General features: G+C 72.6%; 19 protein-coding genes. 4 read left to right on the top strand and 15 right to left on the bottom strand.

All coding sequences use genetic code 11. The annotated features are described in order from the left end of the window. Window positions 1-122: 122 nt before the first annotated feature. The 3 genes from ACOOHC_RS16015 to ACOOHC_RS16005 all read right to left on the bottom strand — a co-directional run bounded on the left by ACOOHC_RS16015 (window position 123) and on the right by ACOOHC_RS16005 (window position 3,410). Window positions 123-701, bottom strand: a complete 579-nt coding sequence (locus tag ACOOHC_RS16015) for a TetR/AcrR family transcriptional regulator (RefSeq protein ID WP_420451399.1) — start codon at window positions 699-701, stop codon at window positions 123-125. Between the two features lie 8 nt (window positions 702-709). Further along, window positions 710-2,413, bottom strand: coding sequence for an MFS transporter (locus ACOOHC_RS16010; RefSeq protein WP_420451398.1), 1,704 nt, complete (start codon window positions 2,411-2,413; stop codon window positions 710-712). A 190-nt stretch (window positions 2,414-2,603) separates the two neighbouring features. Then, window positions 2,604-3,410 carry a DUF1353 domain-containing protein gene (locus tag ACOOHC_RS16005; RefSeq protein ID WP_420451397.1) on the bottom strand — a complete coding sequence of 269 codons (807 nt, stop codon included), beginning with the start codon at window positions 3,408-3,410 and terminating at the stop codon, window positions 2,604-2,606. On the opposite strand from ACOOHC_RS16005, the gene ACOOHC_RS16000 reads away from it, so the two are divergent. The 3 genes from ACOOHC_RS16000 to ACOOHC_RS15990 all read left to right on the top strand — a co-directional run bounded on the left by ACOOHC_RS16000 (window position 3,400) and on the right by ACOOHC_RS15990 (window position 6,528). Beyond that, the gene (locus ACOOHC_RS16000) at window positions 3,400-3,705 is read left to right on the top strand and encodes a hypothetical protein (RefSeq protein WP_420451396.1); all 306 of its coding nucleotides are present in this window, start codon (window positions 3,400-3,402) and stop codon (window positions 3,703-3,705) included. The genes ACOOHC_RS16005 and ACOOHC_RS16000 overlap by 11 nt on opposite strands. Continuing rightward, window positions 3,692-5,080 (top strand): 4-hydroxyphenylacetate 3-hydroxylase N-terminal domain-containing protein, encoded by a 1,389-nt coding sequence (locus ACOOHC_RS15995; protein ID WP_420451395.1) that lies wholly within the window; start codon window positions 3,692-3,694, stop codon window positions 5,078-5,080. Before ACOOHC_RS16000 ends, ACOOHC_RS15995 begins: the two co-directional genes overlap by 14 nt. 134 nt (window positions 5,081-5,214) lie before the next feature. Continuing rightward, window positions 5,215-6,528 carry an amidohydrolase family protein gene (locus tag ACOOHC_RS15990; RefSeq protein WP_420451394.1) on the top strand — a complete coding sequence of 438 codons (1,314 nt, stop codon included), beginning with the start codon at window positions 5,215-5,217 and terminating at the stop codon, window positions 6,526-6,528. A 33-nt stretch (window positions 6,529-6,561) separates the two neighbouring features. Here the strand turns inward: ACOOHC_RS15990 and ACOOHC_RS15985 are convergent, their stop codons facing one another. Beyond that, window positions 6,562-7,539 (bottom strand): Rieske 2Fe-2S domain-containing protein, encoded by a 978-nt coding sequence (locus tag ACOOHC_RS15985; RefSeq protein WP_420451393.1) that lies wholly within the window; start codon window positions 7,537-7,539, stop codon window positions 6,562-6,564. Between the two features lie 127 nt (window positions 7,540-7,666). On the opposite strand from ACOOHC_RS15985, the gene ACOOHC_RS15980 reads away from it, so the two are divergent. Further along, complete coding sequence (locus tag ACOOHC_RS15980; RefSeq protein ID WP_420451392.1) at window positions 7,667-9,088, top strand: amidohydrolase family protein; 1,422 nt, start codon at window positions 7,667-7,669, stop codon at window positions 9,086-9,088. 30 nt (window positions 9,089-9,118) lie between these two features. Here ACOOHC_RS15980 and ACOOHC_RS15975 read toward each other — a convergent pair whose 3' ends face one another. The 11 genes from ACOOHC_RS15975 to ACOOHC_RS15925 all read right to left on the bottom strand — a co-directional run bounded on the left by ACOOHC_RS15975 (window position 9,119) and on the right by ACOOHC_RS15925 (window position 20,509). Further along, window positions 9,119-9,892: an urease accessory protein UreD gene (locus tag ACOOHC_RS15975; RefSeq protein ID WP_420451391.1), complete on the bottom strand. Its 774-nt coding sequence runs from the start codon at window positions 9,890-9,892 to the stop codon at window positions 9,119-9,121. 64 nt (window positions 9,893-9,956) lie between these two features. Then, window positions 9,957-10,700, bottom strand: coding sequence for an urease accessory protein UreG (ureG, locus tag ACOOHC_RS15970; RefSeq protein WP_420451390.1), 744 nt, complete (start codon window positions 10,698-10,700; stop codon window positions 9,957-9,959). A gap of 42 nt (window positions 10,701-10,742) precedes the next feature. Next, window positions 10,743-11,414, bottom strand: a complete 672-nt coding sequence (locus ACOOHC_RS15965) for an urease accessory protein UreF (RefSeq protein ID WP_420451389.1) — start codon at window positions 11,412-11,414, stop codon at window positions 10,743-10,745. Between the two features lie 76 nt (window positions 11,415-11,490). Next, entirely contained in the window at window positions 11,491-13,221 is a 1,731-nt protein-coding gene (locus tag ACOOHC_RS15960) for an urease subunit alpha (protein WP_420451388.1), read from the bottom strand. Further along, the gene (locus ACOOHC_RS15955; protein WP_420451387.1) at window positions 13,218-13,928 is read right to left on the bottom strand and encodes an urease subunit gamma; all 711 of its coding nucleotides are present in this window, start codon (window positions 13,926-13,928) and stop codon (window positions 13,218-13,220) included. Before ACOOHC_RS15955 ends, ACOOHC_RS15960 begins: the two co-directional genes overlap by 4 nt. 31 nt (window positions 13,929-13,959) lie before the next feature. After that, entirely contained in the window at window positions 13,960-15,033 is a 1,074-nt protein-coding gene (locus ACOOHC_RS15950; RefSeq protein WP_420451386.1) for an acetamidase/formamidase family protein, read from the bottom strand. Window positions 15,034-15,122: 89 nt separating this feature from the next. Then, window positions 15,123-15,857: a sulfite exporter TauE/SafE family protein gene (locus ACOOHC_RS15945; RefSeq protein WP_420451385.1), complete on the bottom strand. Its 735-nt coding sequence runs from the start codon at window positions 15,855-15,857 to the stop codon at window positions 15,123-15,125. 28 nt (window positions 15,858-15,885) lie between these two features. Next, complete coding sequence (locus ACOOHC_RS15940) at window positions 15,886-17,298, bottom strand: amidohydrolase family protein (protein ID WP_420451384.1); 1,413 nt, start codon at window positions 17,296-17,298, stop codon at window positions 15,886-15,888. After that, complete coding sequence (locus ACOOHC_RS15935; protein ID WP_420451383.1) at window positions 17,295-18,395, bottom strand: methyltransferase; 1,101 nt, start codon at window positions 18,393-18,395, stop codon at window positions 17,295-17,297. Before ACOOHC_RS15935 ends, ACOOHC_RS15940 begins: the two co-directional genes overlap by 4 nt. A 7-nt stretch (window positions 18,396-18,402) precedes the next feature. Continuing rightward, the gene (locus tag ACOOHC_RS15930) at window positions 18,403-19,443 is read right to left on the bottom strand and encodes a zinc-binding dehydrogenase (protein WP_420451382.1); all 1,041 of its coding nucleotides are present in this window, start codon (window positions 19,441-19,443) and stop codon (window positions 18,403-18,405) included. A 34-nt stretch (window positions 19,444-19,477) separates the two neighbouring features. Next, complete coding sequence (locus ACOOHC_RS15925; RefSeq protein ID WP_420451381.1) at window positions 19,478-20,509, bottom strand: aldo/keto reductase; 1,032 nt, start codon at window positions 20,507-20,509, stop codon at window positions 19,478-19,480. Window positions 20,510-20,529 lie beyond the last annotated feature (20 nt).

Below are 20,529 nucleotides of genomic sequence, written 5' to 3'. Positions count from 1 at the left end.
GACGAGGTAGGCGAGCTCGAGCCAGGTGGTCCGTGGCGAGAGGTCGCTCGTCCCCTTCAGCAGGGTGCCGAACCACGAGCTCGGCGGGATCTGGGCGGACACGTCGAACGCCGCCGAGCCCGTCAGCTCGGTGCAGCCGGGGCGACGAGAGCAACGAGTCGGCTCGCGAAACCGGCGTCGATCGGTTGGCGGGTGAGCAGGCGCCGGTACACGAACGGACCGATGGTGGCGTCGATCAGGACCTCGATGTCGGCGTCGGCGTCGATGTCGCCTCGCTGCGCGGCCCGCTCGTAGATCCCGCGCAGCGGGAGCCGCCGGACTCGGACCCAGTCGTCGAGCGAGGCCTGGATCGACCGGTCGTGGCACGCCGCCTCGATGAGGTGGGGGAGGACGTCGTTCATCGAGCTCTGCTCGAAGCGCGCCACGATCTGCTCGAGGAACCGGTCGAGGTCCCCGCGCAGCGAGCCGGTGTCGACGTCGTCGATCGGGCTGATCGCGGAACGGAGCGCGTCGAGCACGAGCTCCTCCTTGCTCGACCAGCGCCGGTAGATCGTCGCTTTCGAGACATCCGCCCGCCGTGCCAGCTCGTCCATCGACATCTTCGCGATGCCGACCTCGCCCGCCAGTTCGAGGGCGGCCGTCAGCACCGCTCCACCCACCTGCTCCGAGCGGGGTCGTCCACGCTTGGCCGGCTCGGTCATCGTCGCCATCATGGCGTCGGCTCGGCCGATGTCGCATACCGGGCCCCCGCGGGTGCGGCCGCACCGACGCTCGCCGGCGACCCTCCCGGCGCCGACACCGCCCCCGGCCGGGCGACCGCCGCGTCCGCGGCGTCCGATCCGACCGCTCGAGCGGGGAGGTAGCGCCAGACCATGACGGCGGCCGCGGCGATGACGACCAGCGAGACGCGCAGCCCGAACGACATCGCGTCGACGAACGACCGGTCGACCGCTGCCAGGAACTCCTCCGATCGTGCGCCCAGGCCGATGCCGATCCGTTGCGCCGCTCCGAGCGAGGACTGGGCCGCCGCGTCGGCCGTCGCGTCGAGCCCGAAGCGCCCGGCGGTCGCGCTCACGCTGTCGCGGTAGACGCTCGACACCGCCGAGCCGATGATCGCCACGCCGAGCGCGCCCCCGACCTGGCGGGTCGTGTCGTTGATCGCCGAGCCGACCCCGGCCTTCTCGCGCGGCAACGAGCCCATCACCGATTCGGTCGCGGGAGCCATGGTCATGCCCATGCCGGCGGACATCACCACGAGGAACGAGATGACCACGACGTAGGGCGTCGCGGGTTCGATGAACGAGAGCAGTCCCAGCCCGGTCGTGATCAGCACGAGTCCGGTCAGGACCACCCGCTTGGTCCCGAGCCGTTCGACGAGTCGCGCCGACATCGGAGCGACGAGCATCATCGTGACGGCCTGCGGGAGCAGCCGGACGCCTGCCTCGAGCGGGCTGTACCCGTGCACGAGCTGCCAGTACTGGGTCATCAGGAACAACGATCCGAACATGGCGAAGAACACCAGGGTGATCGTCCCGCTCGCCGCGCTGAACCGGGCGTTGCGGAACACCGCCATGTCGAGCATCGGATGAGCGGTCCGCAGCTCCCAGACGATGAACGCGACGGACGCAGCGCCGCCGATCGCGAAGCCGGCGAGCACCGGCCCGTGGGTCCACCCGTCCGCGGGTCCCTCGATGATGCCGAACAGGAGGCCGGCGAGCGCCACGATCGACAGCAGCGCACCGATCGGGTCGAGGGCACCCTGCTCGGGGTCGCGTGACGTCGGCACGACGAACGCACCGAGGGCGAGCGCCGCCAACCCGAGCGGGATGTTGACCCAGAACACCGAGTGCCACGAGAAGTGCTCGAGCAGGAAACCACCCGCCATCGGGCCGACCGCCACGCCCAGTCCGGAGAAGCCGGCCCAGACCGCGATCGCCCGTCCTCGCTCCTTCGGATCGCGGAAGACGTCCATCAGGATCGACAGCGTCGCCGGCATGATCATCGCGCCGCCGATCCCCATGAAGGCGCGCGCCGCGATGAGCTGCGTCGCGGTGGCCGACAACGCGGCCGCGATCGATCCCAGCCCGAACAGGACGATCCCGATCTGGAGCGCGCCCTTGCGGCCGAACCGGTCCGACAGGCTGCCCGCGGTGAGGAGCAGACCCGCGAACACCAGCACGTAGGAGTCGATGATCCACTGGATCTGGCTGTTCGTCGCGCCGAGCTCGGTGATCAGCGACGGGATGGCGACGTTCAGGATCGTGTTGTCCATCACGATGATCAACAGGCTCATGCACAGCACGCCGAGGATCAGCCACCGTCGCTCGTGCACCCGCTCGTCGAGATCGTCGACGCGCACGTCGCGTCCGTCGATGGCCCCGTGGCGATCGTCGTCGATGGTGATGTCCGCCATGGGGCGCTCCTCTGCTCGGGTTCCGTTTACGATACTGAACCGATCAGTATCGTAATCTCGATGACCGATGCCTCGACGAGGGCGCGACTGTGACTCCTGACCCGATGTCGGTGACCGTCCTGGGATCGCTGACGACGCTCGTCGCGCTCCCGGCGGCCGTCGCGACCACGGATCGCTGACCGGCTCCGGCTCATCGGGCGACGTGGGCTCGCTCGGCCCGACGGAGCAGCGTGGAGCACCATCGGCCGATCCCCTCGACGAGGGCGTAGATCGCGAGGAACGGGATGGCCATCGCCGTCGGTGCGAGGAGGGAGGGGACGCCCACGAACGCGATGATCAGGGCGGCGGCGGCCTGGCGACCCCACAGGGCCGCGGCGGGGATCGGGAGCGCCGCCGCGGCCAGCACGAGGCCCCGATCGCCGACGAGCGCCCCGGTGGCGAGCAGCCCGACACCGACGATCGCGATCGCGATCCACAGCACCATCGCGATCCGCCGGAGCGGCCCGGCGTGCATCCGGGTGCGGAAGGCGACCGCCGCCCACATCAGCCACCGGCGGAAGAACGGGACGCCCAGCTCGCGCAGCATGAACCGGAAGTACCGGTCGATGGCCTGCTCGCTCACGCCCTCGGGACGACCCGGGTCGTCGCCGAACGGCTCACCGATGAATCGGTCGTGGATCAGCGCGGCCGGGGTGTGGACGCCGTAGGAGTTGATCCACCAGCGCAGCGGGCCGGGGATCGAGGCCAGATCGGTCGATCGGAGCGTCGTCGCGTCGACCGTTCGGATGCGCCGATCGCTCTCGGGGTCGAGGCCCTCCAGGCCGGTCGGTCCGTGGTAGCGCACGGTCGACGCGAGTCGGAACGTGCACCGGTCGATCTGCTCGAGCCGGATCGCCGGCCGATCGTCGTCGCACGGTCGGATGCTGAACCCCCGCCACGGATCGCCGCCGTGCCCCCTGACGCTGATCGCCGGTTCGATCGGTGAGATGACGGTCATCGGCTGCCCCTTCCCTTCCCTCGATCGGAAGAGGGCGACGGAGACGACCAGATACGCGGATCTCCGGGATCAGCCCGCGCCGCGGTCGTGGGGTCGCGACCGCGGGGTCGCGGTCGTGGGGATGTGGGAACCGGCGAGCGGCGAGTCGGGTTCCGACGCCCGGTCGCACGTCGAGGTCTCGACGCGCAGATCCCGGCGCGACGACCCGGACGTCGCCCGGCCGGACCTCGCCGGGACCTGCGGGAGTAGTGTTCGCGGCGTCCGGAGGAGGGGGTTCGTCGATGTTGACCGGTGAGCAGTACAGGGAGTCGCTGCGCGACGGGCGCGCCACGTACTTCGAGGGCGAGCGGATCGATGACCTGCCGGGTCACCCGCTGCTCGGCCAGACGGTCGACGCGACGGCGCACGGCTACGACCTGCACCACGATCCGGCGCCCGACGCCCGCTCCCCGCTGCTCGCGGTCCCCCGATCGTCCGACGACCTGCGCGCCCTGATCCCGCTGCTGCACGAGGCGGGGATGATGGCCCACGTCACCTCGACGTCGATCCAGACGCTGAAGACCGCGGCGGGCCGCATGGACGGCGTGAAGCCGGACTACGTCGAGCGGATGGGCGAGTACATCCACGAGGCCCAGCGCGACGACGTGCGCATCACGCAGTGCATCACCGACGCCAAGGGCGACCGGTCGAAGAAGCCGGCCGACCAGGACGACCTCGACAGCTACACCCGCGTCGTGAGCCGCGAGCGGGACGGCGTGGTGATCCGCGGCGCCAAGCTGCACATCACCGGCGCCTCGTTCGGCCACGATCTGCTGACCATCCCGACCAAGGCGATGAAGCCCGGTGAGGAGGACTGGGCGATCGGGTGCATCGTGCCGGTCAACGCCGACGGCGTGAAGATCATCAACACCACCTACGCGCCGCGCCACGACGACGCGCGGATGTTCCCCGTGTCGGGTGCGCACCACTACCCCGAGGGGTTCGTCATCTTCGACGACGTGTTCGTGCCGAACGAGCGGGTGTTCCTCGACGGCGAGACCTCGTTCGCCGCGGTGTTCGCGCACAGCCTCGGGCTGTGGGAGCGACTCGGCGGGTTGTCGGCGTTCGTCGAGGAGGCCGACCAGCTCGTCGGCCTGGCCCAGCTCGTCGCCGAGGCCAACGGCACGGCCGGGATCTCCCACGTCAAGGAGAAGATCTCCGAGATGATGATGCACGCGACGCTCATCCGAGCGTCGCTCGAGGCGGCGATCGAGAACTGCAGCGTCGGCCCCGACGGCGCCGCCTTCCCCAGCGAGCTGTTCGTGAACGCCGGCAAGTTCTACGGCGCGGCGAACTACAACACGGTCGTCCGCCACCTCCACGACATCGCCGGGGGAGCGGTGCTCACGTCTCCGGCTCCGGCGGACTTCGAGAACACCGACGTCGGCGACCTGGCGCGCAAGTACATGTCGACCGGCCGCGACGTCGACGGCGAGTACCGGGCCCGGCTGATGCACGCGATCCGCGACCTCACCGCCGATGCGTACGGAGGGTGGAAGGCGGTGACGAACCTGCAGGCCGGCGGGGGGCTCTACGCGCAGCGGATCGTCACCCGGCGCCACTACGACCTCGACGCCGCGAAGCGCAGCGCCCTCGCGGTCGCCGGCCTCACCGAGCACGACGTCGACTGAGGCGTCGGGCGGTCGCCTCGGACCGCTCATCGCGTCGAAACACGCCCGACACCTCGCGGTCGTAGCGTCCGGTTCGTGTCCGCCCCGATGCACCGGCGCCGCGACGTCCCCCGCCGGCGCGGGGGCCCGGCGGCGTGAGCGACCTCGCGATCGTCGGGGCGACCGTCGTCGTCGGTGACGGCGGCGACCCCCGTGCCGCGACCGTGGTCGTCGACGGCGGGGTCGTGAGCGCGCTCGCGGACCCCGATGCCCCCGTCGAGGCGGACCGGGTGATCCGCGCCTCGGGCTCCGCGGTGCTCCCGGGCTTCGTCGACGCGCACACCCACGTCGCGTCGAACCTGCTGCTGCGGGGCCTGCTCGAGGACGTCGAGCTGTTCGAGTGGCTCGCGACGATGTGGCGGCTGAAGCGGGACTTCGACCACGAGACCCTCTACTGGGCGTCGATGTGCGGGCTGGTCGAGATGGCCCGCTCGGGGATCACCTGCTTCAACGAGCACTTCGACGCCTACGCCGTGACGCCGCAGGTGCGTGCCCTGTCCGAGGTCGGTCTGCGCGCGACCCTCGGGTACGGCTTCGCCGACGGCGGCGTGTACGCAGCGGTGTCCGATTGGTCCTGGGCGGCGATCGACGACTTCGACGCGGCGTCCGCCGGCGCCTCCGGGATCGACGGCGACCGCGTCCGCCTCGCCCTCTCGCCGCACGCCCCCTACTCGTGCAGCGAGGACCTCTGGCGGGCGGTGCGCTCGCTCGCGGACGATCGTGGGCTGCCGATCCACACCCACGTCGCGGAGGGGCTCAACGAGACGGCGTACGTGGCCGAGACGTACGGACGGACCACGGTGGAGTGGCTGGACGACATCGGGTTCCTCGGCCCCGACGTCACCGCCGCGCACTGCACCCAGCTCACGGCGAACGACGTCGCCCTGCTCGCCGAGCACGACGTGAAGGTCGCGCACTGCCCCGTGTGCAACGCCAAGCTCGTGTCGGGGACGATGGATCTGCGCGCGCTGTTCGAAGCCGGGGTGACGGTCGGCCTGGCGACCGACGGACCCGCGAGCCACAACACGATCGACACCTTCCAGGAGATGAAGTTCGCGGCGATCGTGCACAAGCAGGCGACCGGGGACCCGACCTTCCTCACGACCCGCGAGTGCCTCGGCCTCGCGACCGCCGGGGGAGCGGCCGCCATGCACCGCCCCGAGCTCGGCGTGATCGCCGTCGGCGCTCCCGCCGACCTCGCGATCGTCGACCTCGACCGACCCCACGTCGCACCGGTCTACGACGTCGAGGCGACCCTCGTGTACGCCAGCCGAGCCGACGACGTGACGCACACCATCGTCGGCGGCGAGGTCGTGTACGGACCCGACGGTGTGGTCGGGGTCGACTCCGAGCGCGTGGTCGCCCGGTTCCGCGAGCACGCGCTCGCGCTGCGCGACCGCTGCCTCTGAGCCGACGGTCGTCTGAGCAGCGAGCCCCGGTGGTCAGCCGAGGAGCGCGGCGAAGCGACGGCGCCACTCGACCGAGGGCCGGTCGGACTGCACGCTGACCGTCGCCCGCTGCTCGAGGGGGAGGACACCGCGCACCTTCTCGAGCATCGTCTTGTCCTCGGCGCCGATCGCGCGATCGAACACGATGACCTCCTCGCCCGGCACCGAGAAGTCGTCGTTGCGCCAGATCACGAACGTGAAGTACGCGGTCACGTCGTCGATCGGGGTGGAGCAGAGCAGGATCAGGTGGTCGAGGCCGGTCTCGTAGTGGATGGTGCTGCGCACGGTGAACGGGAGGTGGAACCCCGTCGACATCCGGCGCGTGATCACCGCCCCGTCGAGCCCGGAGGCGACGGCGCCCTGCTCGTTGCGCACCTCGACCTCGTACTCGTACCCGATGAAGTCGTCGTCGAGCGGCTCCATCTCGATGGTCGGCACGTCGGTGTTCTGGGCGATGCCGAAGGTCCCGATGTGCACGTAAGGGAAGTGCGAGATGTCGAGGAAGTTGTCGGTCATGCGCGTCACCGACGTCGACCACACGTCGACCCCGGAGTTGATCCTCCGGTACGCGTCGTCGTCCTCGGCCGGCATCGCCGGGATGTCGGCGACCGGGTCCCCGAGGCACAGCCAGACGAGGCCGTAGCGCTCCGTGGCGCGCACGGTCGGCAGGTGGGCGGCGGGAGGGACCGGCCGGCCGGCTCCCGACGACGGGATCTCCACGCACCGGCCGTCCTCGCCGAAGCGCCACCCGTGGTAGGGGCACTCGACGCACCCGTCGCTCACGGAACCCGCGCTGAGCGGGGCCTCGCGGTGCGGGCAGCGGTCGGGAGCGGCGACGAGCTCGCCCGACGACGCTCGCCACACGACGAGGTCGCGACCGAGGAGGCGCACCGCGAGCGGGCCCGGTGCGACGTCGTCGGACTCGGCGACGACGTACCAGTGGTCGAGCAGGGCCGGGTTGTCGGTCAGCATCTGGCGGACTTCCTCCGTCGCGATCGTCGGCGACCCGGTCGCATCGCGCCGGTCACGCAGCTCGCGGCCCGGTCCGCCGAGGGGCACGGATCCACGAACGATGGTCTGATGGTCTTACCATACCGGCATGGAACCGAACCGCTCGGCCGATCCCGATCCCGAGATCGTGGTCGTGATCGAGGTCGAGGTCGAGGTCGAGGTCGAGACCCTCGTCGTGGCGGACACGGTGCTCACCATGGAGCCCGGCGCCGCCCCGCTGTCGGGGTCGGCGATCGCCGTGGCCGGAGACCGCATCACCTCCATCGGGCCCGCCGACGAGCTGCGCGCGGCCCACCCCCACGCCACGATCGTCGGCGGGCCCGGCCACCTCGCGCTCCCCGGCCTGATCAACGCGCACCAGCACCTGACCGGCGACCGCCTGATCCGCTCGATGATCCCCGACGACCTCGAGCCGGGGCGCTCGATCTTCGAGTGGGCCGTGCCCGCCCACGCCGCCCACACCGGCGACGACGACGAGCTGTCCGCGACGCTGTCGCTGATCGAGGCCGCGTGCAACGGCATCACGTTCACCGTCGAGGCCGGGACGGTCGCGCACCCCGACCGGGTGCTCGCCGGGTTCGACGCCGTCGGGGTCGGAGGGACGCTCGGTTCGTGGGGATGGGACGTCTCGGGCCAACCGTGGGCCGGCGACACCGTCGAGGAGGTCCTCGAGCGCCAGCGCGAGGTGCAGCGGCTCACCTCCGCGCACCCGCGCGTCGACGGGTGGGTGACCCTCGTCGGCCACGACCTGATGAGCGACGAGCTGGTCGCCGCGGCGAGCGACCTCGCGCGCGAGGCCGGATGCGGGATGACGTTCCACCTGTCGCCGTCGGACAGCGACACGGCCAGCTACCGGGAGCGCACCGGGGAACCGCCGGCCGTCCACCTCGGCGGGCTCGGTGCGCTCGGGCCCCACGTGCTGCTCGGACACGGCGTCCACCTGTGCGACGACGAGCTGGACGTGCTGCTCGCCGCCGACACCGCCATCGCGTCCTGCCCGTGGGCGTACCTGCGGCTCGGGCAGGGGATCACGCGGGCCGGCCGCCACGTCGAGTTCGTCGAGCGCGGGGGCCGGCTCGCCCTCGGGTGCGACGCCGAGAACGCGAGCGACGCGATCGACGTGCTGGGCGCGGCCCGCCTCGCCGCCGGGCTCGCGAAGGACGTCGCGATGGACCCGACCGTGTTCGGCGCCCACGCCGCGCTGCACCACGCGACGCGCGGCGGCGCCCAGGCGCTCGGGATGGCCGACGAGATCGGGACGCTGGCCCCGGGGATGCGCGCCGACATCGTGGTCGTCGACACGACCGGACCGGAGTGGGTCCCGCTCTCGCCCGATCCGGTGCTGCAGCTCGTGTGGGCCAGCGACGGCCGCTGCGTCCGCCACGTCGTCGCGTCCGGGCGCCTCGTCGTCGAGGACGGCGAGCCGACCCTCGTCGACCGCCCGGCGCTCGCCGCCGAGGCCGCCGAGCGCCATCGCCGCCTCGTGCGCGACGCCGGCCTCGGCAGCTGATCGTCGCCCCGGGAGCCGGGTCGGGCCTCCTCAGGGGAGCCGGTCGCGCAGGTCGCCGGGCGACGTCGTCGGCGCGGGCGCGGACAGCTCGGGCGCGATGTCGCGGACCAGGGCGCGCACGCTCGGGCGCTCCGCTCCGAGCGCCAGGACGACGAACGCGTCGGCGGTGACCGGCAGCCGTGCGGCCCGCGAACCGTGCCCGACGATCGAGCGTGGCCCGCCCGCATCGGTGCCGACCACCACCGCGCACAGCAGGTGGCGGGCGGCGCCGACCGAGATCGCGCTCCCTGCGCCGGCGACGTGCGGGCCGAGCGTCTCGTCGTGGTGGACGACGGGGGCTCCGCCGCGGACGACCCGCACGACGAGGCGCAGGCGGCCCGACGGCTCCCCCGACCGGCCGAGCGACACCTCCTCGACCAACCGGCACGACGCCGACGCATCGAGGTCGACGGAGGTGGTCACGGTGTGGTCCGAGCCGGCGACCGACACGGTCGGCTCGCCGATCCAGTCCAGGTGGCCGCCCGGACCGACCCGGCAGCGCACGTCCATCGTGGACGGTCGCGCGGTGGGGCCCGGGAGCACGATCGTCGACGCGACGGTCCCGACGCTCGCCTCGGCGCGGGCGTCGACGTCGACGTCGAGCGCGAGCTCGTCGCCGCCCACCGGTGCCGCGGCGGACGCCGAGATCAGGATCCGCCCGGCGCACGCGCGGATCGCGAACGGCGGTGCCGAGGTGCTCGATCGCAGCACCGACCCCCCGGTGCGCGCGTCGTGGCCGACGCGCAGCGCGCCCCGCGCCCTCACCGGTGCGCCCCCTCCGTCGGCGGGGTCGGGCCCGCCGCCCCGGCGCCCGTCGCCAGCGCGGCGATCACCCGTCGACCGGGAGCGATCCGACGCGAGCCGCGACCTGCTCGGTGACCCAGTCGGCGACGGCCTGCGCGCCCGAGCGGTCGACCAGCGACGTCGCCAGCACCGGCCCGTCCCCGCGTCGGGAGCGGGCGTCGCTCAACATCCGGTCGACGTCGGCGCCGACGTGGGGCGCGAGGTCGACCTTGTTGACCACGAGCAGGTCGGCCATCGCCACCCCCGGGCCGCCCTTGCGGGGGACGTCGTCGCCGCCGGCGGTGTCGAGCACGAAGATCTGGACGTCGACCAGCCCCCGGCTGAAGATCGCCGTGAGGTTGTCGCCGCCCGACTCGACGAGGGTGACGTCGACGCCCCGGCCGTCGCGGTGGAGCGCCTCGAGCCGCTCGACCGCGTCGAGGTTCGCGGCGATGTCGTCGCGGATCGCGGTGTGCGGGCAGCACCCGGTCTCGACCGCGACGATCCGATCGGAGGCCAGCACGGCCGCGGCGCGCAGGGCGTCGGCGTCCTCCGAGGTGAAGATGTCGTTGGTCACCACCACCATCGACAGCCGGTCGCGCAGCAGCGCGCACAGGGAGCCGACGAGGGTGGTCTTGCCGGATCCGACCGGGCCGCCGACCCCGACGCGCAGGGTGCGACGGGGTCGGTGGAGCGTCGCGCCGGCGAGCGAGGGTGCGTGCGCGTCGGGACCGTGACCGTGGCGGTGGTGGCGGTCGGCGCCGTCGTGGGCGGTGTCGTGCGGTGGCATGGTTCGGAGGTCCTCGTCGATCGTGGAGCGGGGTGGGGCGGGTCAGGCGACGAACAGGCGGGCGTCCCAGCCGGCGTGGTCCTGCGCGAGGATCTCGGTCAGGGTCCCGCCGTCGGCCGGCAGCCGCGACGGCGTCGTCGCCGCCCACCCCTCGGCGTGCGCGGCCCAGTCGTCGATCCGCCCGGCGGCGCGCGCCTGGGCGCCGGCGACGTCCATCGGGTCGAGGCCGAGCAGGCGGACCGCCGAGGTGGCGACCGCGGCGCCGAGGTGGTGGAGCGCGATCGACGCCGCGTCGCGGGGTGAGCCGCCGGCCGCGGCGACCAGCGCGCCGAGCACCACCGGCTGGTGGGGGTCGTCGGCGGAGGTCGCGAGGGCATCGACCGCCGGCGACCGCCAGATCGCGGACCCGGCGCGCAGGAGTTGGCGCCCGAAGCGTCGGCTCGCGTCCCGCAGCGCGGGGGACGCGATGCGCGCCGACAGCTCGGCGGCGACTGCGTCGAGCTGGGCGGTCGTCGGATCGACGATCCCGGCCACGTGGGCGGCGAACGCGGCCTCGACGACCCCGGTCGTCGCGAGGCGGCCCGCGAGGTAGCGCTCGAGGGTCGCCACGTCGTGGACGTCGCCGAGGCGCACGGCGGCCTCGACCCCGGCGGAGTTGGTGTGGCCCCCGGCGGGGAACCTCCCGTCGACGAGCACCATCAGCTCCGCCCTCACGCCGGCTCCCGCCGCCCGATCGGGTCGCGCCGCGTCGACGGGTGGGTGCCGCCGCCGGTCGGTCGTGCGCCGCCCATCAGTAGAGGAAGTAGCGCTGGGCCATCGGGAGCGCCTCGGCGGGATCCTCGGTGACCAGCTCGCCGTCGATCCGCACGGCGAACGTGTCGGCGTCGACGTCGATGTCGGGGGTGGCGTCGTTGAGGACCATGTCGGCCTTGCCGATCGAGCGGGTGTCGGAGATCTCGACGAGGCGGCGGTGCACCCGCAGCCGGTCCGCCAACCCGTCGTCGAGCGCCGCCGAGGACACCCAGCCGAGCGACAGCCCCGGGGCGACGCCCGGTGCGGCCCCGAACATCGGGCGCGGCAGCTGCGGCTGCGGCGTCGGGATCGACGCGTTCGCGTCGCCCATCTGCGCCCACGCGATCATCCCGGCCTTGATCACCACGTGGGGACGCACCCCGAAGAACGCGGGGTCGTGCAGGACGAGGTCGGCGAGCTTGCCCACCTCGATCGAGCCGACGTCGGCGGCGAGCCCGTGGGCGACGGCCGGGCAGATGGTGTACTTCGCGACGTAGCGCCGCGCCCGCAGGTTGTCGGCCGGCCCGTCGGTCGCGTCGCCGATCGACAGGGCGCCGCGTCGCCGCTTCATCACGTGGGCGGTCTGCCACGTCCGCAGCACGACCTCGCCGATGCGACCCATCGCCTGGCTGTCCGAGCCGATCATCGAGATCGCGCCCATGTCGTGCAGGATGTCCTCCGCGGCGATCGTCGACGGGCGGATGCGGCTCTCGGCGAACGCCAGGTCCTCGGGGACGGAGGGGTTGAGGTGGTGGCACACCATCAACATGTCGAGGTGCTCGGCGACGGTGTTGATCGTGTGGGGGCGGGTGGGGTTGGTCGACGACGGCAGGACGTTCGGGTGCGACGCGACGGTGACGATGTCGGGCGCGTGGCCGCCGCCGGCGCCCTCGGTGTGGAAGGTGTGGATCGAGCGGCCGGCGATCGCGGCGAGCGTCGAGTCGACGTAGCCGGCCTCGTTGAGGGTGTCGGTGTGGATCGCGACCTGGACGCCGGACGCGTCGGCGACGGTCAGGCACGCGTCGATCGCGGCCGGCGTCGTGCCCCAGTCCTCGTGCAGCTTGAACGCAGCCGCCCCCGATCGGAGCTGCTCGTGCATCGCCTCGGCCCGCACCGTGTTGCCGGTGCCCATGAGCGCGACGTTGACCGGGTGGTGGTCGAGCGCCTCGAGCATCCGCTCCAGGTACCACGACCCCGACACGGTCGTCGCCTTCGTCCCCTCGGCGGGGCCGGTGCCGCCGCCGATGATCGTCGTGATCCCCGTCGTGAGCGCCTCGTCGAGCAGGGTCGGTGAGATGAGGTGGACGTGGCAGTCGATCGCGCCGGCGGTGAGGATCTTGCCGTTCCCCGCGAGGATCTCGGTCGAGGGGCCGATCACCAGCGCCGGGTCGACGCCGTCCATCGTGTCGGGGTTGCCCGCCTTGCCGATGCCGACGATCCGCCCGTCCTTGACGCCGACGTCGGCCTTGACGACGCCCCAGTGGTCGAGCACGACGGCGCCGGTGATCACGAGGTCGGGGGCGCCCTCCGTGCGGGTGCGCGTCGACTGGCCCATCGACTCGCGGATGACCTTGCCGCCCCCGAAGACGACCTCGTCGCCGGCGGCGGGCCCTCCTCCCGAGCGGTCCTCCGTGACCTCGATGCGCAGGTCGGTGTCCGCGAGGCGCACCCTGTCGCCGACGGACGGGCCGTACAGGTCGCGGTAGCGGGACCGCTCGATCCGGCTCACGTGGCGTTCCCGGCACCGGGCGCGCCCGCCGCATCGCCCGACGCGGCGTCGAGCGGCCCGGCGGTCTCGCCGCGCAGGCCCGGCACGACGCGGGCGCCGACGAGCGCGACGAGGTCGACCTCGGTGACGATCCCGGGCTCGAAGCGGATCGCGGTGCCGGCGGCGACGTCGAGGCGTCGACCGTGGGCGGCGCCGCGATCGAAGTCGAGCGCCGGGTTGGCCTCGGCGAAGTGGTAGTGCGACCCGACCTGGATCGGGCGGTCGCCGGTGTTCTCCACCCGCAGCGAGGTGACCTCGCGCCCGGCGTTGATCTCGATCGCGCCGCCGTCGCCGGTCACCTCTCCCGGGACGATCGGCGTGGCGCGCTCGCCGGCCGGGCGCGCCGCTCCGTCGACCGCCGGCGTCGGCTGGATGGGGTCGTGCAGGGTGACGAGCTTGGTTCCGTCGGGGAACGTCGCCTCGACCTGCACGTCGTGGATCATCGCGGCCACCCCGTCCATCACGTCGTCGGTGCCGAGCACGTGGCGCCCGGCCTCCATCAGGTCGACGACCGTGCGGCCGTCGCGGGCCGCCTCGAGCACCCAGTCGGTGAGGATCGCGACCGCCTCGGGGTGGTTGAGCTGCAGGCCGCGCTCCCGACGGGCGCGGGCGACGTCCGCCGCGACGTGGATCATCAACCGTTCCTGCTCGTGGGGGGAGAGGTGCATCGCTGCGATGTTCGCGGACGGCGCAGCCGGCTCAGCGATCGAGGATCGAGCGGGGGACGGCGGCGTGGCAGCCGACGACGCCGTCGACGACCTGGGTGACCCCCATGTCGACGGCGACCGAGGCGAGCGAGTACGCCTCGTCCATCGTGAAGCCGCCCCGGTCGACCAGCAGCTCGAGCATCTGCTCGGCGGCCATCGCCATCGCGCCCCCGAGGCCGTCGACCCCCTCCTCGACGCCGCCGGAGAAGCCGTGGGTGTACCAGTGGGTGTCGGTCCGCAGCAGGGGAGCCCGCACGGCGAGGTCGTCGGCGATCGAGAGGCGCAGCGTCACGTCGAGCGACGCCTCGATGGCGGTGCCGCAGATCTCCCCGTCGCCCTGCGCGAAGTGCGGGTCGCCGACGTAGAAGCGGGCGCCTTCGTGGAACACGGGGTAGTGCACGGTCGCGCCGGGCCCGAAGCGCCAGTTGTCGACGTTGCCGCCGAACACCCCGGGCGGGATGCTGCTGACCCGGCCGCCCTCGGGGGCGACGCCCATCACCCCGAGGTGGGGGCGCACGGGGACCCGGACGTCGCGACCGAACGGCTGGCGGGCGGCCGGATCGGGCTCGGAGATCACCCCGGGCAGGTCGTACAGCTCCAGGGCGGTGAAGTCGAACCCGAAGACGGGGGTGGCGAACTCACCGAAGCCCGGGCCGTCGGCGTCGGCGGGAGCCGGATCGAGGAGCTCGTAGATCGTGATCCGCTCCTTGCCCATCCTCTCGTGGAACAGGCCCCAGTGCGCGGCGCAGTTCGAGCCGTGGGCGAGGCGCGGTCGCATCGACAGCAGCTCGACGCGCAGCGTGTCGCCGGGCCGCGCCCCGCGGACCTCGATCGGTCCGGTCATGATGTGCACGCCGGGGGCCCGGCTCGCGGGCGCGATGCCGTCCCAGATCGCACGGATCCCGTCGTCCATCAGCAGGTCGGGGGCGTCGCCGGAGTGGTGGGTGATCGCCTCGATCGTGACGCTCTCGCCCGGTTCGACCGACATCACCGGGGCCTCGTCGGCGTCGAGGTACCCCCAGAAGCAGGTGTCGGGCGTGGCGGTCAGGCGCGTCGCGTCGCTCATGGTGGTCTGACCATAAGACCAGCCCGGGGCGAGTTCAACGGCGGCGTGTGAACAGTGTGTGACGCCGCCGCCCCGAGCGCGGCGTCGTGTCACCAGATGCCGACGAGGCGCCCGGCGAGGTAGAGCGCGGCACCGATCATCACGACCCGCACCGACCTCTCGCCGCCTCTCACCGCGATCTTCGCACCGGACCAGCCGCCGGCGGTGAACCCGACGGCGAGCACCAGGGCCGGCGCCCAGACCACGTCGCCCTGCACGACGAACACCGGCAGGGCGATCGAGACGACGACGAGGTTCACCAGCACCTTGACGCTGTTCGCGGTGACGAGGTCGAACCCGGCCCGCGTGAGCGCGGCGAGCATCACGAGGCCGAGCCCGGCCTGGAACGCTCCGCCGTAGACGCCGATCGCGAAGAACACCGCCACGGTGACCCCGACCGGCCACGGCTCGGACCCCGCCGCCGGCTTCGGCTTGAAGATCGTGAGCAGGATGATCGGGATCAGCAGGAACCCGAAGATCGTCTCGAAGGTCTCGTCGGCGACCTGGCTGATCGCGACCGAACCGACCAGCGAGCCGACCACCGTCGGAGCCACGACCGGGGCGGCGCCGCGGAACCCGTCGACGCCGGCGCGGCGGAACGACACCACCGCCGCGCCGCTCGCGGTGAGGACCCCCACCCGGTTCGACCCGTTGGCCTGGTTCCCGGGCACGCCGGCGAGCACCAGCAGCGGGACCGTCAGCGCCGAGCCGCCCCCGGCCATCGTGTTGATCACGCCGGCCACCACCCCTCCCGCCAGCAGGAGGATCGCCTCGCCGAGCGTCATCGCCGTCGTCCCGTGCGCTCGTGGTGCCTCACAGGATCGGGTACTTCGCCCGGTCGGGCAGCCCCGAACGGACGACGATCCGCTCGCCGCGACGTTGCGCCTCCGCCCACAGCGCGTCCTCGTCGATCGTGGTCACGCGCCCGTCCTCGACCACCACGCGCCCGTCGACGAGCACCGTGTGCACGCCACGGCCGTCGGCGGACCACACGAGCTGGTTCATCACGTTCAGCAACGGGCGCCACTCGGGGCGATCGGTGTCGTGCAGCACCAGGTCGGCGCGCTTGGCGACCTCGATCGAGCCGATCTCGTCGGCGAGACCGATCGCCTTCGCCCCGCCGATGGTCGCCATCTCGAACGCCGTCTCCGCCGGGAACATGTGCGGATCGGCCCGGCCGTCCTTGAACAGCCCGGCCACCAGGTACGTGGCGCGCATCATGTCGGAGTAGTTCGACGCGTTGTTGCCGTCGGTGCCGATCGTCAGGTTCACGCCACGCTGGACCATCTCGGGCATCTTGCCGGTCCGGGTCACCCCGTAGCTGACCTTCAGCGCGGTCGTCGGGCAGTGGGCGACCGTCAGGCCGTGCGCCCCCATGATGTCGATCTCGGTGTCGTCGACGTGGACGCAGTGGGTGATCGCGCAGTCCTGGCGCAGCACCCCGAGCTCCTCGAGGTGCACCATCGGCCGCTGGCCGAACTCGGCGAGGAAGCCGTCGGGGTCGACCCTCGCGGGCGACATGTGGAAGCTCATCCCGACGTCGAACTCGTCGGCGAGCTCGCGCGCCGCGGTCCACAGCGGATCCGAGCAGGTCGTGTGCCCGACGACGGTGGCCCACGCCCCGAGCCGACCGTCGGCGACCGACCGGTGGGTGTCGAGCTGGGACCGCAGCCGCTCGATCGCCTGATCGGTGGTGGAGCGGTACGCGTCGGGCTGCGGGGGGAGGTCCCACACCCACGCGCCGACCCGCCCGCGGATCCCGGTCTCGGCGAGGCCGTCGATCACCTCGTCGAGGAACCGGATCGTGCCGGCCTCGAGGAAGCTGGTCGTGCCGGTGCGCAGCATCTCGGTCGCGGCGAGCACCGCGGAGCAGCGCTCGTCGGCGGCGTCGTGCGCCGCGTACAGGCCGGTCAACCAGACGAAGACGTTCTCCTCGAACGGGGTGTCGTCGGGGACGTACCCCCGTGTCAGCGGTTCGCCGGTGATGTGGATGTGGGTGTTCACCATGCCCGGGGTGAGGACGAAGCGCTCGCCCCCGAGTCGGCGGCGTGGCGCGTACCGCGCGCCGAGGTCGGCGGTCGTGCCGACGTCGACGATGCGTCCGTCGTCCACGGCCACCGAACCGTTCCGGATGATGTCGCGGGTCTCGTTCATCGTCACGACGTACCAGGCGTCGACCAGGACGTCGATCTCGATCGGCTGCCGCGGGCGGGTCGGTTCGTTCATCGCGTGGATCCTCGTTCGTCGAGTCGGGTGTCGCGCCGGGACGCGACGAAGACCTGCTGGAAACCGATCGGTTCGATGACCCGCACGGCGTCGAAGCCGGCGTCGGCGAGCCATCGCCCGATCTCGTCGTAGGTGCGCGTCGAGCCACGTCGCGTGCTCGCCATCATCGTGACCCCCATCATCAGAGCGTGGGCGGCCCGGGAGCGCTGCTCGTCCACGAAGTAGTCGCCGAGGAGGACCCTGCCGCCGGGAACGAGCGCGTCGTGGGCGCGCTGCACGAGGTGACGGGTCCCGTCGGCGCCCTCGGTCCGGCACACGTGGCCGAGCACGACCAGGTCGAAGGCGCCCGGCTCGAGCTCGACCTCGTGGAAGTCGCCCGGTCGGAGCTCGACGCGATCGTCGAGCCCGCGCTCGGCCACCGTGCGTCGTGCCACGTCGATCACGCCGTCGAGGTCGTTGACCACCGCGGTCGCGCCGGGGTTGGCCTCGAGGATCGCCGCCGTCCACGGCGCCCCGCCCGCACCGAGATCCAGCACGCGGGGTGCCTCGAGGGCGCTGTAGCGCAGCTGGAGGTCCGCACGCACCGCGCACCGGTGGATCGTCGTGAACGTCGCCTCGACCAGCGGGACGTAGAACCGCGCCGGTTCGTCGTCGATCGGGTCGGCGGGGGCACCGCGGCGCACGGTCTCGGTGAGCCCGGACCAGTTGGCGAGCGGACCCGGAGCGACGGCGACGAGCGCCGCCATCGACGCCGACGAGTCGCTGACGAGGTAGCGCCGCGCGGTGTCGTTGAGCTCGAACACCCCGTCGTGGCGGTCGAGCAGCCCGATCGCCACGACCCCCTCCAGCAGGATCTCGAGGTGCGTCGACGACGCTCCGATCCGCTCGGCCAGGGTCTCGGCGGTGGTCGGACCGATCTCGGCGAGGAGGTCGAACACGTCGAGCTCGATCGCCGAGCACAGCACGTGGAAGCGCCCGAAGCCCTCGATGACGTCCCACACCGGCGCCGCCGCCGGCGGCGTGCGGTCCGTGAAGGGGCGACCGGTGCGGGCCATCGTGTGGCTCTTCTTGAGCTCGGGGTACGGCGAGTCGGCCATCGTCCGCTCAGCCGTTCGGACGGAGGAGGATCTTGCCGAAGAAGTCGCTCGACAGCATCTGCTCCTGGGCCGTCGCGGCTTCTTCCAGCGGGTACTCCCGCTCGATGGCCACGTGGAAGGCGCCGTCGCAGAACGCCTGCCACGCCGGGGCGAACTCCTCCGGTCGGTAGTCGTCGGAGCCCAGGATCGCGATCCGGTTGTGGAACAGGAACCCGAGGCTGGGGATCACCGCCTCGTCACCGCTCGTGTTGCCGCAGGAGACGAGGCGCCCCCCGCGGGCGAGCGCGGAGATCGAGGGGGCGAACAGCGCGGCACCGACGTGGTCGAGCACCATGTCGACGCCCGCGCCGTCCGTGATCTCGCGCGCCCACCGGGTCACGTCGCCTTCGCGGTTGTTCAGCACGTGGTCCGCCCCCAGCTCGAGCGCCCGGTCGAGCTTGGCCGCGGACCCCGCGGTCGCGAGGACGGTGGCGCCGGCGCGCGCGGCGAGCTGGATCGCCGCGACGGACACCCCGCTGCCCGCGGCGTGGACGATCAGCGTCTCGCCCTCGGTGAGCCCGCCGACGTCGAACAGCGCGTGCGACGCGGTGAGGTACGCCGTCGGGAACGTGGCCGCGTGCTCGATCGGCACGTGGTCCGGGACGTGGAAGACGTGGCTCGCCGGCACGAGGCACCGCTCGGCGTAGCCGCCGTCGAGGGTCGCGCCGAGCACCCCGAGGTCGCCGTGCACGTCCCTGCGGCCGCCGAGCGCGGAGCGGTGGTCGACACCGATCATCGACGGGTTCACCACCACCCGATCACCGACCGCGACGTCGGTGACGTCGGTGCCGACCGCGAGCACGCTCCCGGCGATGTCCATGCCGGCGATGTGGGGGAGCGCGAAGCCGTCGAGCGCGAACCAACCGTTGCGCTGGACCACGTCGAGGCGGTTCAGGGAGCAGGCGTCCACGCGCACGACGACGTCGACGGTGCCCGGGTCGGGGTCGGGGACGTCGACGATCTCGACGACCTCGGGTCCACCGGTGCGTTCGTATCGGGCGGCCTTCACGGGAGGGCTCCTCTCCGGTCGTTCGGCGTGCGGATCACGACGGGTCGGCTCCGCGCGCCCGGCGTCGTCGCCCGATCGCGAGCCCGGGTGGATCCCAGCCCCGGTCCGCGGGGTCGAGGTCGGTCCCGGGGGCGACGACGCGGTCGATCGCGTCGAGGACGTCGTGGTCCAGGGTGACGTCGGCGGCACGGAGCAGCTCGTCGAGCTGCTCCGGCGTGCGTGGCCCGATGAGCGCGCTCGTCACCGCCGGGTGCTCGACGACCCAGGCGAGGGCCATCTCGGTGAGGCGGAGGCCGGCGTCGGCGGCGATCGGCGCGAGCGCCTCGACGGCGTCGTGCTTCGCGTCGTCGTCGGCGTCGAAGTGATCGGGGTTGGTCTGCGCCCGCGACCCGTCCGGGGCGTCGAGGTCGCGCCGGTACTTGCCGGTGAGCCACCCCCCCGACAGGGGGCTCCACACGATCACGCCCATCCCCTCGCGCTCGCAGACCGGAAGCACGTCACGCTCGATCCCGCGGCACAGGATCGAGTACGGAGGCTGCTCGGTGTGAGGGGTCGCGACGCCCCTCGCGTCGGCTCGTCGGCACGTCTCCACGATCTCCTCGGCGGGGAACGTCGAGGTCCCCCACGCCAGGATCTTGCCGGCGCGCACGAGGTCGCTCAGCGCGTCGATCGTCTCGGAGACGTCGGTCGTCGGGTCGGGGCGATGCACCTGGTACAGGTCGATCCGGTCGGTCCGGAGGCGGCGGAGGCTGTCGTCGACGGCGCGGTTGATCCACCGGCGCGAGTTGCCGCGCATGTTCGGGTCGTCGCCCATCGCGTTGTGGAACTTGGTGGCGAGGACGACCTCGTCACGACGACCGGCGAGAGCCCGCCCGACGATCTCCTCGCTCTCGCCGAGCGCGTAGACGTCGGCGGTGTCGACGAGGTTGATCCCGGCGTCGAGGGCGGTGCGGATGATCCGCTCGCACGACTCGTGGTCCCGGTTGCCCCACGCTCCGAGCACCATCGTCCCCAGCCCGAAGGTGGAGACGCTGATGCCCGTGCGCCCGAGCGGTCGGTGCCTCACGTCGCCTCTCCCACGCGGCG

The organism is Ilumatobacter sp. (assembly GCF_965215205.1).
GTDB lineage: Bacteria > Actinomycetota > Acidimicrobiia > Acidimicrobiales > Ilumatobacteraceae > Ilumatobacter_A.
The sequence above is the reverse complement of the archived record's forward strand: the minus strand, read 5'-3'. Positions and strand labels throughout refer to the sequence as shown.

Excerpts from the sequence above, each read along its gene's own strand:
- ACOOHC_RS16015 (WP_420451399.1), bottom strand. The coding sequence starts at position 701 with ATGACCGAGCCGGCCAAGCGTGGACGACCCCGCTCGGAGCAGGTGGGT.
- ACOOHC_RS16010 (WP_420451398.1), bottom strand. The coding sequence starts at position 2,413 with ATGGCGGACATCACCATCGACGACGATCGCCACGGGGCCATCGACGGA.
- ACOOHC_RS16000 (WP_420451396.1), top strand. The coding sequence starts at position 3,400 with ATGACGGTCATCGGCTGCCCCTTCCCTTCCCTCGATCGGAAGAGGGCG.
- ACOOHC_RS16005 (WP_420451397.1), bottom strand. The coding sequence starts at position 3,410 with ATGACCGTCATCTCACCGATCGAACCGGCGATCAGCGTCAGGGGGCAC.
- ACOOHC_RS15995 (WP_420451395.1), top strand. The coding sequence starts at position 3,692 with ATGTTGACCGGTGAGCAGTACAGGGAGTCGCTGCGCGACGGGCGCGCC.
- ACOOHC_RS15985 (WP_420451393.1), bottom strand. The coding sequence starts at position 7,539 with ATGCTGACCGACAACCCGGCCCTGCTCGACCACTGGTACGTCGTCGCC.
- ACOOHC_RS15980 (WP_420451392.1), top strand. The coding sequence starts at position 7,667 with ATGGAACCGAACCGCTCGGCCGATCCCGATCCCGAGATCGTGGTCGTG.
- ureG (WP_420451390.1), bottom strand. The coding sequence starts at position 10,700 with ATGCCACCGCACGACACCGCCCACGACGGCGCCGACCGCCACCACCGC.
- ACOOHC_RS15955 (WP_420451387.1), bottom strand. The coding sequence starts at position 13,928 with ATGCACCTCTCCCCCCACGAGCAGGAACGGTTGATGATCCACGTCGCG.
- ACOOHC_RS15950 (WP_420451386.1), bottom strand. The coding sequence starts at position 15,033 with ATGAGCGACGCGACGCGCCTGACCGCCACGCCCGACACCTGCTTCTGG.
- ACOOHC_RS15945 (WP_420451385.1), bottom strand. The coding sequence starts at position 15,857 with ATGACGCTCGGCGAGGCGATCCTCCTGCTGGCGGGAGGGGTGGTGGCC.
- ACOOHC_RS15940 (WP_420451384.1), bottom strand. The coding sequence starts at position 17,298 with ATGAACGAACCGACCCGCCCGCGGCAGCCGATCGAGATCGACGTCCTG.
- ACOOHC_RS15935 (WP_420451383.1), bottom strand. The coding sequence starts at position 18,395 with ATGGCCGACTCGCCGTACCCCGAGCTCAAGAAGAGCCACACGATGGCC.